The organism is Paenibacillus sp. NPDC093718 (genome assembly GCF_050279985.1).
GTDB lineage: Bacteria > Bacillota > Bacilli > Paenibacillales > Paenibacillaceae > Paenibacillus_AQ.
Window position 1 is genome coordinate 360,040 of sequence record NZ_JBNNUS010000003.1, and the last position, 15,495, is coordinate 375,534.

The following is a 15,495-nucleotide window of genomic DNA, read 5'->3' on the forward strand; positions in this document are numbered from 1 at the left end:
ATGTCGATGAAGCTGGCCATCCTGGGCTTGCTGCTCGAAGGAGACCATCATCCGTACGAGATCCGGATCAAAATGAAGGATCGTGGCATGGATCAGTATACGAAGCTCCAGATGGGCTCTCTTTATTACGCGGTAGACCGGCTTGCCGAGGACGGATATATCGAGGCAGTGGAAACCATACAGAGCGATAGCCGCCCGGATAAAACCATCTACCGGATCACGGATGCCGGACGCAAGCTTTTTGAGCAGCTGCTGCTCAAGAAATTCAGGGACATCGAGCCCGTACACCACCCGCTCTATATTGCGCTGCCTTTCTCGCGACACGCGGACCCGGCCGTTCTGGCCCCGATCTTGCAGTCCCGTATCCGGGAAGCAGAGCATCGGGTGAACCAGGCATATCAATTATACGCGGAACACCAGCATATCGTACCCCGCAGCACCCAGCACCTGATGATCGGGATGTATGAACATGCCAAGACCGACCTGAACTGGTTAAAAAGATTGAACGAAGACCTGGTGCAGGGAAAACTCGGTACGATCGGCGAACCGTTGTTTCCGGAGGATGGACCCGAAGAACAGTAACTGTAAGAGGCCTCTCCATCCTGATAATTGACGCAAAAAGAGCGAGCACTTCCCTCATTCCGGGTTGTGCTCGCTCTTTTTATATAAATGCAAAATTTAGAACAGGAATTCATCCGGATTGGAGCCAAAACGTTTGTTTTGGTTCAAGCCGTCCATGGCTGCCATATCCTCCGCTGAAAGCTCGAAATCGAAGATGTCGGCATTTTCGCGGATGCGATGCTCCTTCACCGATTTCGGAATGACGATGACGCCGTTCTGAATATCCCAGCGCAGAATGACTTGCGCCGTGGTTTTTCCGTATTTCTCCGCAATCTGCGCGAGGACCGGTTGATCAAGATTGCCCTGCATCAACGGACTCCACGCCTCCAGGACGATCTGGTTCTCGCGCGCAAACCCCAGCAGCTCCTTCTGGGAGAGCAGCGGATGCAATTCGACTTGGTTCACAACCGGAACGACACCCGTATCCTCGATGATATGCTGCAGGTGGCGGATCTGGAAGTTGCTGACGCCGATGGAACGAACAAGTCCTTCTTTTTGCAAGTGAATCAATGCCTTCCACGTGTCGAGATATTTATCTTTTCCCGGCCAGTGCACGAGATACAAATCAACGATATCCAGCCCGAGCTTCTTGCGGCTCGTCTCAAAAGCTTGCAGCGTCTTCTCATACCCCTGGTCATCGTTCCACACTTTGGTGGTGATGAACAGCTCGTCCCGCGAAACTCCGGATTCGCGAATGGCTTGCCCTACGCCCTCTTCATTGCCGTAGATGGCAGCAGTATCAATGCTGCGGTACCCTGCAGCGATTGCTGATTTTACGGACTGAATAACCTCTTCGCCTTCTTTGGTCTTCCATACGCCAAGGCCTAGCCACGGCATTTTTACGCCATCATTCAAAGTAGGTCCATCGGTAAAAGTTTGATTGGCCATTCTGAAATCCCTCCTGTTATGTAATGCAGCGGTTGTAAAGCCGCTTTCTCCAGTATATCAAAACCCCAGTATCCCGCTCAACGTTACACCTCTTGCCAGGGCTGCCTTCATTTTTTAACTACATTTAACCGGGGTTTAAACTTCGTCCGTTACAATGGTTATATCTGATACAGCATTAGCAGCTTAAACAGGAGGATTCACGAACCTATGGTAACCGTTACGCTCATCGTAGCGATCACCGCACTTGCGCTCATACTCATTCTATTCATCGGTAATTTAATCAATAACGGACTCACCGCCGCCTTCAACTTGAACATCCGTGCCAAAAAGTACGCTGTGGTGCTGTTAATCATTTACGCGGTGTCCATCAGCGGCTTTGTCCTTCTCACCCAGTGGTGATCCATCTCATATAGAAAAAGGGCCGTCCTCTCGGAGGTATCCCACCTCCGGGTTCAGCCCTTCATTCCTATCACTCATATGCAAAAGACTGCGCAGCGAGACTAGTACTTGCGACTAAAAATACCGAAGCTCAGCAGTCCGCATGACGCCAAGAACAGATACGGCCCCGCGGCCGCTCCTCTTATCGTCTCTCCAAAGAAATCTACGGTCTTGGATGACACGTACATCATTGTCAAAAAAATAGCGACCAGCGCAAAGGCGTATGCTATGATCTTGTTCATCTTCTTCTCGCGAACCACTTTCAAAAATGGATAGATGAAACATACGATGAAAAACACGCCGCCCTGCAAAAAACCATTCTCTGCAGCCACGCCGATATCCAGCCATTTAAAAAAGAAAGAAGCTATCGCTAAACAGGTGGCTATAAAAATCAACTTGCTCCCCAGATCCCACTGCTTGAAACGAAATTTCATCCACGTACACTCCCCTAGTGTCAATCGCCCGGATGCCGGAACACCCTTTAGGCAAACTTAGGGTTCATTATACCGGATTTTTGCGGCGGAGGGTAGATCAACTACAGGTCTGCAGCACTATTCAGCCATACCGTTTTGTTCGCTGCCGGTTGACGTTTCCCCTGCTTAGGTTCCATATCGGGATATCCGATGTACAGGAAACCCAGCATTTTATCTTCAGGCTTCAATCCGAACGCTTGATTCAGCAGCGTATGGAAACACGGCTCGCCTGTTCTCCACACGGCACCCAGACCAAGCTCATGAATTTGCAGAAGCATATTTTGAATGGCGGCAAATACCGCTCCGTACTCTTCAAGTTCAATCACCTTGGGGTCCGTGGACGGTTCAACCGCCACACCGATGACAACCGGAGCCCGGTATGCCTTCGTACGTCCCGACTCGCGTGCTGCATTCACAGCCTCTTCACTCGTATCATCGCCGCCTGCCGCCTGAATGTCACCGAGCGCGTTGCCGAGCACATCACGGCCCTCTCCTTGCATGACAAAAAATTTCCACGGCTCCGTGAGCTTGTGGTTCGGCGCCCAGGTTCCTGCTTCTACGATTTGTTCAATCCATTCCTGCGGTACGGCATCAGGCTTGACCTTGCCAAGGCTGCGGCGCGTGCGGATCGCTTCACTTACGTTCATATCTGATTTCCTCCTGAGCTATATATAGTTGGTCTTATTTTACATACTCCTAATTGAGAGTCTGTCTCAATTATAACAAAAAGCGCACCATATCGCTTCTAAATTGACCAGTTGAAAATTAATGAGCTGTTTTCAGTTCTACAACCTCAGTATTACAACCTGAAATTATTGTAATTCCCCCTCTATTTTACTAGCATTTGGTACGAAATGTCCGCATTTCCCCTCTCATTTTTCTTCTAGATTTCCATGCCATTATCTGGGATAATGATGTTTAACTCATACAAGAAGATTAGGAGGATGATTCATGACTGATAAGCGACTCATAACGCCAGAGGATTTGTACCGGATGCACTGGGTGAATGACCCTGTCGTATCTCCAGCTAATGGAGCCATAGCTTATGTACATAAATCCGTCAGCGAAAAGTTTGACGGTTACCGTTCCCATATTCGGTTGCTTCCTGCAGAAGGCGACCAGGACATTCCCTTCACGTCCGGCGAGTCGGATGCAGCACCTGCTTGGTCCCCGGACGGGTCGGAGCTTGCCTTCTTGCGCAAAAAAGGCGATAAGCCGCAGGTATGGATCATGCCTGCCAACGGAGGGGAAGCAAGACCGGTTACCGACTTGAAGCATGGTGTCAGCGCCTTTAAATGGTCCCCCGACAGCGCATGCCTGCTTGTTAGAAGCGAGGTGGTAGCAGCAGAATCTACGGAAAACGAAGAATCAGACAAAGACGGCAAAAACAAGCTGCCTGAGGAAAAAATCATTAATCGCATTAAATATAAAGCCGATGGCGCAGGATTGTGGAATGAACGTCGACATCATCTATACCTCGTGAACCCGGCAACGGAAGAATGCAAGCAAATCACAGAAGGAGATTTTGATATACATGCCTTCGCCTGGTCACCGGACGGTGCCCGTATCGCATACAGCAGCAGCCTTGCGACGGAGCAATTCCCGGATCCGGATCTTCGTTTGACGGGCGATGTGTTCGTCATGGACCTCGCCAGCGGATCCGTAACCGAATTGACGGATGGAACTCTCTCGATCGGCTCCATTGCGTTCACCCCGGACGGTCAGTATATGCTCATGCTTGCCAGCGATCTCAGCTGCGGTTTTGCCACGCTGACCAAAATCCACTTGGTCCCGCTCTCGGGCGGAGAATCCCGCGTGCTCTTCACGGACATGGATATTCAGCTGGGGCACGCCGCGGTCAGCGACATGAGAGCCGGAGCCGGAACGCCTCCGCTGTTCAGTAAGGACGGCCAATCCGTGTACATCCAGCTCAGCCAGGATGGCGGCGTCCATATTGGACGATTTGCCCTGGACGGTTCATCCTACGAGCTGGTGGTATCGGGTGAACGCGAAGTGTACCAATTCGCTCTGACACCGGAGGAGAACGTCGTGTTTGCTGCGGCCGACCCGCTGCAGCCCGGTGATCTGTTCAGCTTCTCTATCGCTAAGAACGAGGAGAAACGTCTGACGAACTGCAACGAGGAGCTGTGGAGCGAGCTTACGTTAAGCACCCCGGAGTCCTTTACGTTCCGGACGTCGGACGGCTGGCCGATTCAAGGGTGGATCATGAAGCCTGCCGGATTCACGGAAGGCGCCAAAGTTCCGGCCGTGCTTGAAATTCATGGCGGTCCGCAAGCCATGTACGGGCATACGTTCATGCATGAGTTCCAGCTGCTGGCTGCAGCCGGTTATGCGGTATTCTACACCAACCCTCGGGGTGGCCACGGATACGGTCAAGTACACGTGAATACCGTTAGAGGAGATTACGGCGGACGGGATTACCAGGATCTGATGGAAGCTGTAGATTATGTTCTGGATACCTACACTTATGTCGACGCCTCCCGTCTTGGCGTAACCGGCGGCAGCTACGGCGGCTTCATGACCAACTGGATCGTCGGTCATACCGACCGGTTCCAGGCAGCGGTAACCCAGCGCTCGATATCGAACTGGATCTCCTTCTACGGCGTCAGCGATATCGGCTACACCTTTACGCAGGATCAGATCTGGGGCAATCCATGGGACGATCTGGAGAAGCTGTGGAAGCATTCCCCGCTCGCTTATGTGAAGGACATCAATACGCCGCTCCTCATCCTTCACGGAGAACAGGATCTCCGCTGCCCGATCGAACAGGGAGAACAGCTGTTTATTGCCTTGAAGCGACTTGGCCGGGAAGCTCAGTTCATCCGTTTCCCTGGTGCCGATCATAACTTGTCCCGAAGCGGCCACCCGCATCTGCGGGTGAAACGCCTGAGCCATATCGTCCGCTGGTTTGTGGAGCATATCGAAAAATAAAACAAACAAAAAACCATCCCCGTGTGAATATGCTCTATGAGCAGCTTACATGGGGATGATTTCTATATGAGACGTTAATATACGCCGCCAAAAAAAAGACCGCCAGGGCAGCCCTGGCGGCAATATATATTGGTGGAAGGAATTACATGGTTCAGTAGGAATAAGGAGCAGCCAATTCGTAACTGAGATTACACTTCTGGTGTTCCGTATGTTGCGAACCAACCCTTAATGGTATTGAAATCATCCGTAAAGGACAGGGAGAGCAGCAGCAGTACGCGGGCTTGTTGAGGACTCAGATTGTCGCCTGAAATGATGCCTTCACCTCCGCCGTATACGCTGCCGGAGCCTGTACGGGTCGTTGTTACGAAAACCACCCCCTTCTCGATGGCTTCCTTGCGGGCCGCGCTCATCTCTCTCGAGATGCCGCCTGCACCGGTGCCGGAAGTGACGATGCCTTTAGCTCCGTCTGCCACAAAGCCTTTAATGGCACCACCGCCGGCTTCCTGATAAGAGATTGCAATTTCAACCTTCGCCAGGTCCTCTTTTGTGATTCTGCTCAGATCAAATACCGGTTTGCCTTCACCTTCCGCCTTCATCGCACGGAGGGGGGCACGGTATATCCGAATATTCTCATCATCGATATATCCGACCGCTCCCAGCATAGGCGTCTCAAACGTGTCGGTACGGTAGTCATTGGTCTTGGTTACGCCGCGCGCCAGATGAATCGTATCATTCAGCATAAGCACCGTGCCGAAGGATTCCGTGCGGCCGCTTCCAGCCAGTTTGATGGCATTGTACAGATTCGCCTGCGCATCGGAACCGATCACCGTCCAAGGCCGCATGGAGCCGGTAATGACTACAGGCTTGTCGCTTTGCACCGTCAGGTCAAGGAAGTACGCAATCTCTTCCATCGTATCCGTCCCCGTCGTTACAACGACACTGTCATAGACCTTAAGCGCATGGTCCACCGTCCGGGACAAATCATACAGATCCGCCATTGTATACGCGCTTGATCCCGAATTGCCGAACTGGAGCGTGCTGATATCCGCAATCTTGTCCGTATTGGGAAGCTCACCGACCATATCCTCAATCTTCAACGTACCCGCCCGGTAGGATTGAAAGCTGGTGGCATCCGTCGATTGTCCTGCCAAAGTCCCGCCGGTAGCAATGACCAGCACGTTCGGCCTCGTCGATTGTTTGGAAGCTTCCGATAGAGGAGGTACCGTCGTATTCCTTCCCGGCGTTGCAGGGGCCTGTACGGGCGCAGCCGTACTAACCGTTCCTTTCACTTCCGTCACCGTTGCGGCATGTACCGCATAGGTTCCAAGAGGTGATAAAGAAATAACAAAAGCGGTGAATGCAGCGGTACTCCAGACCGCTAAAGGACGTTTTGACTTTGGTTTCATCATGGCACTCTCCCTAGGTGTTATAATATATAACATATAAATATGTATTCGTTAGAGTCATTCTATTTAATGTTATTTAATATAACAAATCGAACATATTATAGGAAAAGCGTTTACAATTGAAGAAAAACTGTAATATAACTGCATTATTAGCTTTTTTCAATAAATTGAAAATAATATATTCTAGTAATAGGAAGTGTTATTGTATATAATAGACTCCACGTATGTTATATAACATTACACAAAACTATTTACTTAGCGTTTCTAACCCATCTTTACATCTTTGAACATAAAAAAGAATAGCCCCTCATCATGCGATTGGGCTATCCATGTATACGGCTGTTATTTATCGATAAAAGCTCATGACGGTATCATCATGCGCGATATGCCATAGTGTTTACCACCACATTGATCGATCGAATAGGAGCCCGCTACCGAGCATTCTCGTTAAAAGCAATCAATAAACTGAAGCTCCTATTCCATGTCAGACTCAGCCTTGGGTATTCGTCGTAATATGGAATTCCTTCATCATGTTATGGAAGCGTGCGCCGAAGCCTTCGGAGGCCTCCAGGAAATACTGCTGCTTCACAACAAAGCTGCCGCCCTGCCCGTTATCGAACACATAATATCGTATCACCGGGTCATCCCACGCTTTACCGCCGGTTCCACCAACGGCACGCACTTCCCAGCCTTGAATCGGTTCATCCACGGGATTTGATTCGACCTTCGGATATTCTTGCAGCTCCGCCTGGATCCGCTCCGATGCCATCTTGGGATCGATGCCCTCCTGCGAAATTTCCATGAACACTTCCGGATAACGGTCATCCGTCGGCTTCTCCTTCAATTCAATGCGGTCCACGCCCGATTCATGAATCATTTTAAACCGGCTCTCATCAATATAAATCACGTAATCGGCACCTTCATGCAGCTGATCCACGCTGGTTTCCGGCGTGCCCTCAAGCTCCTGCTCGACCGTTTTCTGGGGAGCAAACCATTCCTTCACCTGATCAAGGAACGCCTGAACCGGCGCTGTCTGAAAGCTCACGGTCAGCACGATGACTGCCGCAGCGGCGGTTCCCGCAATCCATCCGGCAGTTCTTCGTCCCGAACGGCGGCGCCCTTTCGATTCCCGCGGCGCGAAGGGAGTCTCCGATTCCGCAGGCCGCCGGGCTTGCTCGCTATGAATCCGCTCCTTAATCGCCATCCAAATCTCGTCTTTATGTCGCATCGCGTCATCCGTACCCTTTTTCAGGCCGTCTGTAATCTCTTGATCCCATGGATCACGTCCCATGCTGATTCCCTCCCCTATTCTGCAGCATCCATTCCTTCAACTTCTTTCGGGCTTTGAACAATCTGGACTTCACCGTGTTGACGTTCAGCTCCATCATGTCCGCGATATCCTTCTCGGCAACATCATTCAAATATTTCAAGATAACGGGAATCCGGTGCTGGTCATCCAGCCGCTGTACCATCTCATATACTTCGCCATGCCGGTCAAAATCGTAGGTATCGGTTTCCGAGGGAAGATCCCTCTCCTCCGATATCTCGGAAGGCACCACTCTCGCATGTTTCTTCAAATACCGATTGCATTCGTTATAGAGAATCCGGTTGAACCACGGGTCAAAGGGTTTGCTTCCATCATAGGCACCGAGGTTTCGGTAAACCCGGATGAACGTTTCCTGGACCACGTCGGCAGCGCTTGCCGGACTTCCGGTTACTGCAGTAGCCGTTCGAATCGCCCGATCCGCGTATAACCGGTAAAGTTCTTCGAACAATTCGTCACTGTATTCCGTCTTTAGTCGTTGTATAAGGTCGTGTACCAAACCGCGCTTTCCTCCTTTCACTTGGCCAATCACTTACAATACCCCGTCATGCGGTTAAAAAGTTTTCGAATGCATTATTTTTTAGTATGGAAAAAAAAGGATACCCCGATGCCGCACGGCCGAAGTATCCTTTTTCATATCATAACCCATCATTACGCTTGCGCTGGCATCGGCTCCATTGACGTCCCCTGAGGATTCACCGGCTCGACTCGCTCTGCCTTTCTCAAGTGCTTCTGCCCGCGCCAGCGGAAGAAGGACAGCACGCCCCGCAAATACTCGTCCGCAATCATGCAGGAGTAAATGCCGATAAGCCCCCACCCCATGTGAATGCCGAGTACATAAGAGAGCACGGTGGCGACCAGCCACATCGAGCCAAGGGAAATGTACATCGTAAACCTCGTGTCACCGACGGCATTAAGCGAGTTGCCGAGCGCCATGTTGAGCATTTTGCCAGGCTGAAGAATCAGATTCATGCCCAGGAGCGATGCCCCGAGCGCAATAATTGTCTTATCGTCCGTAAACAGCCCCAGCAGCTGCTTCCCAAACACATACAGAAGGAAGGCATTGACGACAACGTAAACAGCCCCGATGCCCAGCGCGCGGTACGCGCTCCGATAAGCCTCCTTGATCCGGCCCGCGCCGAACAGATGTGCGATCTGAATCTGGGCAGCCATCGCGATCGATGAGCCCAGCAAGAAACAGAAGGATTCCAGGGTATTCATATACGTACGTGCTGCCAGCTCGGCAGCGCCCAGCGTTGCAATGAAGGAATAGATGATCAGCTGCGTGAACACCCAGCAGGACATATTGATGCCGAGCGGCCATCCGATCTTCAAAATTTCACCGAACAGCGGACGGTTGAACACGCGGAATTCCTTCCACTTGATCCGGTATTCAAATGAACGAAGGAATATATACAGCAGTAAGAGCACAGCGAGCAGCCGGCTGACCACCGTCGAGATCGCGACGCCGGTAAGCCCCCACTGCGGGAACCCGAAAGCGCCGAAAATAAAGCCATAGTTCATAATAACATGAATAATATTCATTCCGATCGCTACATACATCGGCGCACGCGTGTTGCCGGTATTCCGGATGACGGTGCTCATCGTAGCCATCATGGCAATCAGCACCATCCCGCCGCCGACAATGGAGATATACGTTCCGGCTAGCGGAAGCAGATGCTCCGGCAGCTGGAGGATCGAAGCGATAGCCTCCGGCATTGCAAACAATATCACGCTGCATGCCAAGCCGATGATGGTTGTAGCGCTTACCGCCATAATGCCGATCGTTCGGGCATCCCCCGTTCGATGCGACCCGATCTTCTGGGCAATGAGAATGCCGGCACCGCTGGCAACCGTCATGAACAGCGTCGTCATGGCCTGAAACAGCTGATTGGAGAAGCCAACCACGGCCACAGCATCGTCGGAAATCCGGCTGACCATCAATGTATCCACCGCTCCCAGCAGAAACTGCAGGAACAGCTCGATAAATATGGGCCATGCGAGAACCCATAATGTAAATTTGTTTGTGTTTTTATCCAACATTCCAACCTCCACCCATGATGTAAGGGTTAAACACAATTCATGATGAAACGGTCTTTAACCTTTTCAAATTATAGATGGTATACTGGAGTTATAATATCATTTTCCGAACGAAAACTTTCAAAATTCAAACCTCGCGAACCACGAAAGGGCTTTCTTATGACGATCCTGAATTTTACTGTTCCGCCGCTGCCGGAATACATCAATAGCGGGCTAACCCGGGCTCCGATTCACAGTGGACACCCCAACCGCAAAAACATCGGTATCTTTGATCTGCTCGTCGTTAGGAAGGGACAGCTGCATGTCACCGAGAACGGAAATCCTTATGAGATCCAACCCGGCATGTTCCTGATCCTGCGTCCCGATACGCATCATTTCGGCACGAAGGGATGCACCGAGGAGACCGATTATTACTGGCTCCATTTCCAGACCTCCGGGGATTGGCACCCGGATGAGGCCTGTCAAGCACCTAGAAGAGAGGAAGTTCCGGAGCTGAAGGCGATGACGCCGAACTATTTTTCCGTCAACATTCCCCAGTTCGGCACCCTGCCTCAGCCGGAAAAGGCTATGGAGCTCCTGGCTACCCTGTCTTCGCTGGTTCAGTACGGTCACCAGGCCAAAATTCTGTGGCGGCAGCAGGTGGTGTTCCAAGAGCTCATCGAACAGCTGGCCGCCGCACTGGATACGCCCCTCTCCTCGCCCTCCTCCGCTTGTGCCGAACGAGCCGCAGCTTATCTGCGGAAGCATTATCGCGAGGAGTTCAAGGTACAGGAGCTGGGAGACCGCATCAATTTCCACCCCGTCTATATCGCACGCTGCATGCAGAAGGAATTCGGCTGCTCGCCGGTTGAATATTTGCAGCGCTATCGGATCGAGCAGGCCAAGATGCTCCTCATGCAGACGGACTTCAGCATCAGCCGGGTTGCGGAGGAGGTCGGTTTCAATCATGCGGCCTACTTCACCTCCTGTTTTACGAAGCAGGAAGGGATCTCGCCGCGCAAATACAGGCAGCGGTTCTTCATGAATTAATTCATTTTTACGCAAAATCCAAGAAAGTGGCTTGCAACCTGGGCGGGAAGCCTTTATAATGAGAATTAACCACATGATAATGATTATCATTACCGGACAAGTGAGAATGTGTTGAGAATGTATTTATGCTCAGGTTTACACGCTTTTCGCTTGAAGAGTTTATATATAAAGGAGAGCCGATTGACTTATGAAAACGACTTCCCGCCGCTGTTCTCTGCAAATGGATGATTATCTGGACCTGTTGAACCTCGCGATCCAGCTTGGAGACGTGAAATGGCAGAAAGAAATCACCCGCAAAATGGAAATGACGCTGTCCACATTAGAGACCGCAGCTCAATAAATAATATCATAGGGATTACATAATCCTGCATATAAGAAGACACCCGATCGTGAATTCCAGGCATGTCCCTGGAAAGCCGACCCGGTGTCTTTTTTTCGGTGAGCAAAATAAACGACCCAGTCAATAGGACTGGATCGTGCCGAATCTTTAGCTGCCTCGAATTTGACGCCACATCGTCACCATATCGATCCAACCGCGATGTTCTGTTATTTGACCATCGGATACCCGATATTGACGGTACAGTGTGACATCAATGGTATTACCTGTTGGAGAGCTGCCAAAAAACATGCCGGTATGCGTACCTTTCACACCCATTCTTACTAATACCTTATCCCCTTGGGCGATCATCTCTTCCACGTTATAGTGTTTATCCGGAAATGCCCCCAGTATGGTTAAGGCAAATTGTTTCAGACCTTCTTTCGACTGATAAGAATGCTCTTGATAATCCGCCGATAGAAATTGATCTGTGCTATCCATATCACTCCGATTCCAGAAACTCTCGATAAACGCGGATACCGTTTCCATATTGTTCTGCTCTATTGTTTTCATCATATAACACTCCTTTATTGGTTGTTAGTCTGGCTTTCCAATTTCTTTGCCGTTAACATTCGCAGCTACTTTGCCTGGATTTGGGGCAGCAGCGTCCCCGTATCGAACCAACCACGATGATTCGTAATTTTGCCATCCACGATATGAAATTCTCGGAACTGGGTGATATGAACGGATTTGCCCGTCGGCGGGTTTCCCGCAAAGTTGCCGTTATGCGTTCCTGTGATAACGATCCTTGCTATGACCTTCTCCCCTTGGGCTAAGGTCTCGGCTAGTGTATAGTGTTGGTCTTGGAAGGCTTCTGCGATCTGTTCAGCAAAAAACTGATCCGTATGATAAATATCCCCTTTGTTCCAAATCTCCTCGATCTTTGCGGTCACCATTTCGATATTGTTCTGCTCTATGGTCTTCATGACAAAACATCTCCTTTACCGGTTTATTTGAGTCAAAGCGGGCTGCTCATTATCCCTTGAATAGAGACAATGGGACGCAATCAGCTAATGCCTTATATCCTGCATCGCTAAGATGCAGATGATCGCCGTAATCATAGGCGGGAAGCAATTCGTTTGGAGCTTCGGGATTAGCTAAAGCCTTGTCAAAGTCAAACATTCCATTGAATACATGTTGAGTACGAATCCACTGGTTCACTTCTTGGCGAACTCGTTCCTTTTCCTCCGAGTAATACGCTGCATTGCCAAACGGAGTGAGGGTACCTATATAAATGCGCACTCCTTTCGTTTGCGCTTGGATAGCCACCTCCATCATGCCCGCCACAATTTGATCTGCGGTCGCATTCCCAGAGCCAATATCGTTAATACCTTCAAAAAAAATCACATCTGTAATTCCGGGATGAGAGAATACGTCGCGATCCAAACGTGAAAGCACATTTTCTCCAGCTACGGGTAAGCCAATGTCTGGACCGCTCTTTAGAATCTGATTCCCGACGATGCCGGAATTAAGGACCGAAATTTCCCGGTCAGGCTCTTCCCGGACAAGACGATCGTAAAAAAAGTCCGGCCAACGGTGGTTAGAACCTGCGGTAGACGTACTTCCTTCTGTAATCGAGTCGCCCAAAGCAACAATCACGCGTGAATCCCTTCCCTGTGACAATACTTCTATACCGGATATCCAATAGCAGGAGTGGGTCTTTCGCTTAAAAAAATCTGCACTGCTATCCGAAGCGTGGTCCCCATCGGCGATATAGGTAGATTGGGGTGGAGAAAAATGCCACGTAGATGTTTTAGCTGGTTTTGGAACATATATACTTATGGCCACATCCACAGCTCCACTCACGTTAAGAGCCACGGGATCGGTATAGATTTCTTGACCGGCAGGAATGATGGTTGTTGCGTTCCCCTCGATTGTGACATGTCTATTGCTACCTGGAACTGTATGCCCATCTTTATGGGTAAGCGCTACGTTCACGCTGCCGAATAAAACCGGTTCGGAACCATACAGATTGGATAGCTTTAATCGTAATGTCGAGCCGGCGGTATGGGCGTTTACAATCATGCGAATGGTCTGGCTTTCCAATGTTTCGATGGCGGCGAATCTTGCATCATAGTAGGTCTGACTTGCAAACCAGGTGCCCAACCAACGATTGCCCGACTCTGCAATTGCTGCTCCCGTCTTCATGATGTTTGGTTGAATAACCTCCAATTGAATCCTCCTTTCCGCCCAATACGTTACTATATAGTCACATATTGGGCGCATCGTTATACAGACCTGTAAATGCGCAGCTACAATCAGCATGATTCGCGGATTTGGAATCCGTCAAGCCCTGCTTTACCGTATTAACATGACATCAACAGTAAGCATCCGGGTCAGGACCAGAAACTTCTCTACAGCAGCATCAACCCTATCCCGCAATCCCGCATCCAACGGAACCCCCTTCGAATCAAAGCCGTGGGATCCCGCTCCGATAGAGATCCACTCCGGACTGTTAACCCCGTGCAAATTGCGTATAATACTCTGTAGATGGGTCAGCGAACTCACTCCGACCGGTCCGCCCGCAGAGCTCACGGAAAGCACCGGCTTACCCGATACATGACTTGCATTCATGTAATCCAGGGCATTCTTGAGCACCCCTGAAATCGAGCCATGATATTCTGGTGTTGCGAGGATCAACCCATCCGCGCTTTTGACCATTTCCAATACATACTGGACGTTAGGGCTCAATCCCTCGGTGTCAGGCGAATATAACGGTAACTCCAATTCCTTCAATTCAATACATGTAACTGAATTTTGGAGACCTCGCAGCAGACTCCCGATATAGCGAACTAAAAACGTACTTGTTGCTCCTGTGCGATTACTGCCCGCGATCATAACAATTTTCATACGCGTCCTCATCCTCCCTGCACTTTTTAACCACGATGGATTCTTAATCATCCAGACCTATGCTGTTTGCTATTCTGCTTCGTCACTTCATACCTCCTCATTCGTCCATTCAAGTGCCGTAAGCTGACAAACGATTCGGTATATGTTAACATGTGACTATACTGTCACATTTATAATACGTTACCGTTTAGTCACATGTCAATAGCCATTTTGATTTTTTTAGCATGCTGTTAAGAAGGAGCTGTCACGATTGGAAAATGAAATCTTTAAAGCACTGGCCGATCCCAGCCGACGCACACTCTTGGATCTGCTGTATAAATCTGATGGGCAAAGTTTAAGCGAGCTGTGTGTTCCCCTGGAGATGACCCGATTCGGTGTCATGAAGCATCTTCATATACTGGAGGAAGCCGGCCTTATCACAACGAGAAAGGTCGGCAGGGAGAAGCTGCATTATCTGAACTCCGTACCGATCCGTCAAATATACGACCGGTGGGTCAGCAAATACGCTGAGCCCTGGGCCATGGAATTGTCATCCCTTAAAAATGAATTGGAGCGTGAACCGAATATGGAACAAAAACCTCGGCATGTAAACCAAATTGCTATTAAAGCAGCACCCGAGCAAGTATGGCGCGCCATTACCGATCCGTCCAAGACATCAAAGTTCTGGTACAACTGCTCTATCCAATCCAACTGGCAAATCGGCTCTCCTTTCGAACTTAAGAACCCGCAAGGCAAGGTTCAAGCAGAAGGGAGCATTCTAAGCATAGATCCTCCGCATAAGCTGGTCCTGAGTTGGAGGATGTTAATAAACGATGATACTGCCAGCGAGAATCCCTCACGCATTACGTGGGAAATTGATCCCCATGCGGAGCTTAACGGTGTGACCCTTGTAACGGTTATTCATGATGAGTTTGATCAGGCCAAACATACGGCGAATACGCTCAAATTAGGCTTGCCGATCGTACTGTCGGGATTGAAAACCTTACTAGAAACGGGTTCAACGCTCACTAGTGAATAATAGCGTAAACCGGGAATACGGGATCGGATGTAAAATAACAACCCCTCGTTCATATAAGAGGGAGAACCCTGCCGCTTGAC

17 protein-coding genes are annotated in these 15,495 nt (G+C 50.0%); 6 read left to right on the plus strand and 11 right to left on the minus strand.

The window, feature by feature from the left end; all coding sequences use genetic code 11:
• Nucleotides 1-582 carry a PadR family transcriptional regulator gene (locus tag ACQKPA_RS11500; RefSeq protein WP_427492273.1) on the plus strand — a complete coding sequence of 194 codons (582 nt, stop codon included), beginning with the start codon at nucleotides 1-3 and terminating at the stop codon, nucleotides 580-582.
• Nucleotides 583-678: 96 nt separating this feature from the next.
• On the opposite strand, the gene ACQKPA_RS11505 is transcribed toward ACQKPA_RS11500, so the two are convergent.
• Entirely contained in the window at nucleotides 679-1,509 is an 831-nt protein-coding gene (locus ACQKPA_RS11505) for an aldo/keto reductase (protein ID WP_427492275.1), read from the minus strand.
• A 207-nt stretch (nucleotides 1,510-1,716) separates the two neighbouring features.
• Between ACQKPA_RS11505 and ACQKPA_RS11510 the strand changes: the two genes are divergently transcribed.
• The gene (locus ACQKPA_RS11510) at nucleotides 1,717-1,908 is read left to right on the plus strand and encodes a hypothetical protein (RefSeq protein WP_427492277.1); all 192 of its coding nucleotides are present in this window, start codon (nucleotides 1,717-1,719) and stop codon (nucleotides 1,906-1,908) included.
• Nucleotides 1,909-2,009: 101 nt separating this feature from the next.
• Here ACQKPA_RS11510 and ACQKPA_RS11515 read toward each other — a convergent pair whose 3' ends face one another.
• Nucleotides 2,010-2,381, minus strand: coding sequence for a hypothetical protein (locus ACQKPA_RS11515; protein ID WP_071222218.1), 372 nt, complete (start codon nucleotides 2,379-2,381; stop codon nucleotides 2,010-2,012).
• 101 nt (nucleotides 2,382-2,482) lie between these two features.
• Complete coding sequence (locus ACQKPA_RS11520; protein ID WP_427492279.1) at nucleotides 2,483-3,067, minus strand: nitroreductase family protein; 585 nt, start codon at nucleotides 3,065-3,067, stop codon at nucleotides 2,483-2,485.
• 304 nt (nucleotides 3,068-3,371) lie between these two features.
• On the opposite strand from ACQKPA_RS11520, the gene ACQKPA_RS11525 reads away from it, so the two are divergent.
• Nucleotides 3,372-5,372: a prolyl oligopeptidase family serine peptidase gene (locus ACQKPA_RS11525; RefSeq protein ID WP_427492281.1), complete on the plus strand. Its 2,001-nt coding sequence runs from the start codon at nucleotides 3,372-3,374 to the stop codon at nucleotides 5,370-5,372.
• A gap of 188 nt (nucleotides 5,373-5,560) precedes the next feature.
• Here the strand turns inward: ACQKPA_RS11525 and ACQKPA_RS11530 are convergent, their stop codons facing one another.
• The 4 genes from ACQKPA_RS11530 to ACQKPA_RS11545 all read right to left on the minus strand — a co-directional run bounded on the left by ACQKPA_RS11530 (nucleotide 5,561) and on the right by ACQKPA_RS11545 (nucleotide 10,145).
• Nucleotides 5,561-6,781 carry an asparaginase gene (locus ACQKPA_RS11530; protein WP_427492283.1) on the minus strand — a complete coding sequence of 407 codons (1,221 nt, stop codon included), beginning with the start codon at nucleotides 6,779-6,781 and terminating at the stop codon, nucleotides 5,561-5,563.
• A gap of 487 nt (nucleotides 6,782-7,268) precedes the next feature.
• Nucleotides 7,269-8,069: a hypothetical protein gene (locus ACQKPA_RS11535; RefSeq protein WP_427492285.1), complete on the minus strand. Its 801-nt coding sequence runs from the start codon at nucleotides 8,067-8,069 to the stop codon at nucleotides 7,269-7,271.
• Nucleotides 8,059-8,601 carry an RNA polymerase sigma factor gene (locus ACQKPA_RS11540; RefSeq protein WP_427492287.1) on the minus strand — a complete coding sequence of 181 codons (543 nt, stop codon included), beginning with the start codon at nucleotides 8,599-8,601 and terminating at the stop codon, nucleotides 8,059-8,061. The genes ACQKPA_RS11535 and ACQKPA_RS11540 overlap by 11 nt, the downstream gene beginning before the upstream one ends.
• A gap of 152 nt (nucleotides 8,602-8,753) precedes the next feature.
• A complete protein-coding gene (locus ACQKPA_RS11545; protein WP_427492289.1) occupies nucleotides 8,754-10,145 on the minus strand; it encodes an MATE family efflux transporter in 1,392 nt (463 codons plus the stop codon).
• Nucleotides 10,146-10,301: 156 nt separating this feature from the next.
• Between ACQKPA_RS11545 and ACQKPA_RS11550 the strand changes: the two genes are divergently transcribed.
• Together ACQKPA_RS11550 and ACQKPA_RS11555 are read left to right on the plus strand one after the other, a co-directional pair.
• Nucleotides 10,302-11,171, plus strand: a complete 870-nt coding sequence (locus ACQKPA_RS11550) for an AraC family transcriptional regulator (protein WP_427492291.1) — start codon at nucleotides 10,302-10,304, stop codon at nucleotides 11,169-11,171.
• A gap of 187 nt (nucleotides 11,172-11,358) precedes the next feature.
• Nucleotides 11,359-11,511, plus strand: coding sequence for a hypothetical protein (locus tag ACQKPA_RS11555; RefSeq protein ID WP_009591875.1), 153 nt, complete (start codon nucleotides 11,359-11,361; stop codon nucleotides 11,509-11,511).
• A 147-nt stretch (nucleotides 11,512-11,658) separates the two neighbouring features.
• Here the strand turns inward: ACQKPA_RS11555 and ACQKPA_RS11560 are convergent, their stop codons facing one another.
• The 4 genes from ACQKPA_RS11560 to ACQKPA_RS11575 form a co-directional block, all read right to left on the minus strand.
• On the minus strand, nucleotides 11,659-12,063 hold the full coding sequence (locus ACQKPA_RS11560) for an ester cyclase (protein ID WP_427492293.1): 405 nt from the start codon (nucleotides 12,061-12,063) through the stop codon (nucleotides 11,659-11,661).
• Between the two features lie 62 nt (nucleotides 12,064-12,125).
• Nucleotides 12,126-12,473 carry an ester cyclase gene (locus ACQKPA_RS11565; RefSeq protein WP_427492294.1) on the minus strand — a complete coding sequence of 116 codons (348 nt, stop codon included), beginning with the start codon at nucleotides 12,471-12,473 and terminating at the stop codon, nucleotides 12,126-12,128.
• 49 nt (nucleotides 12,474-12,522) lie between these two features.
• Nucleotides 12,523-13,719 (minus strand): SGNH/GDSL hydrolase family protein, encoded by a 1,197-nt coding sequence (locus ACQKPA_RS11570; protein ID WP_427492296.1) that lies wholly within the window; start codon nucleotides 13,717-13,719, stop codon nucleotides 12,523-12,525.
• A gap of 126 nt (nucleotides 13,720-13,845) precedes the next feature.
• Nucleotides 13,846-14,397: an NADPH-dependent FMN reductase gene (locus tag ACQKPA_RS11575; RefSeq protein WP_427492298.1), complete on the minus strand. Its 552-nt coding sequence runs from the start codon at nucleotides 14,395-14,397 to the stop codon at nucleotides 13,846-13,848.
• Nucleotides 14,398-14,647: 250 nt separating this feature from the next.
• On the opposite strand from ACQKPA_RS11575, the gene ACQKPA_RS11580 reads away from it, so the two are divergent.
• Nucleotides 14,648-15,415 (plus strand): ArsR/SmtB family transcription factor, encoded by a 768-nt coding sequence (locus ACQKPA_RS11580; RefSeq protein WP_427492300.1) that lies wholly within the window; start codon nucleotides 14,648-14,650, stop codon nucleotides 15,413-15,415.
• The last annotated feature ends 80 nt before the right edge of the window (nucleotides 15,416-15,495 follow it).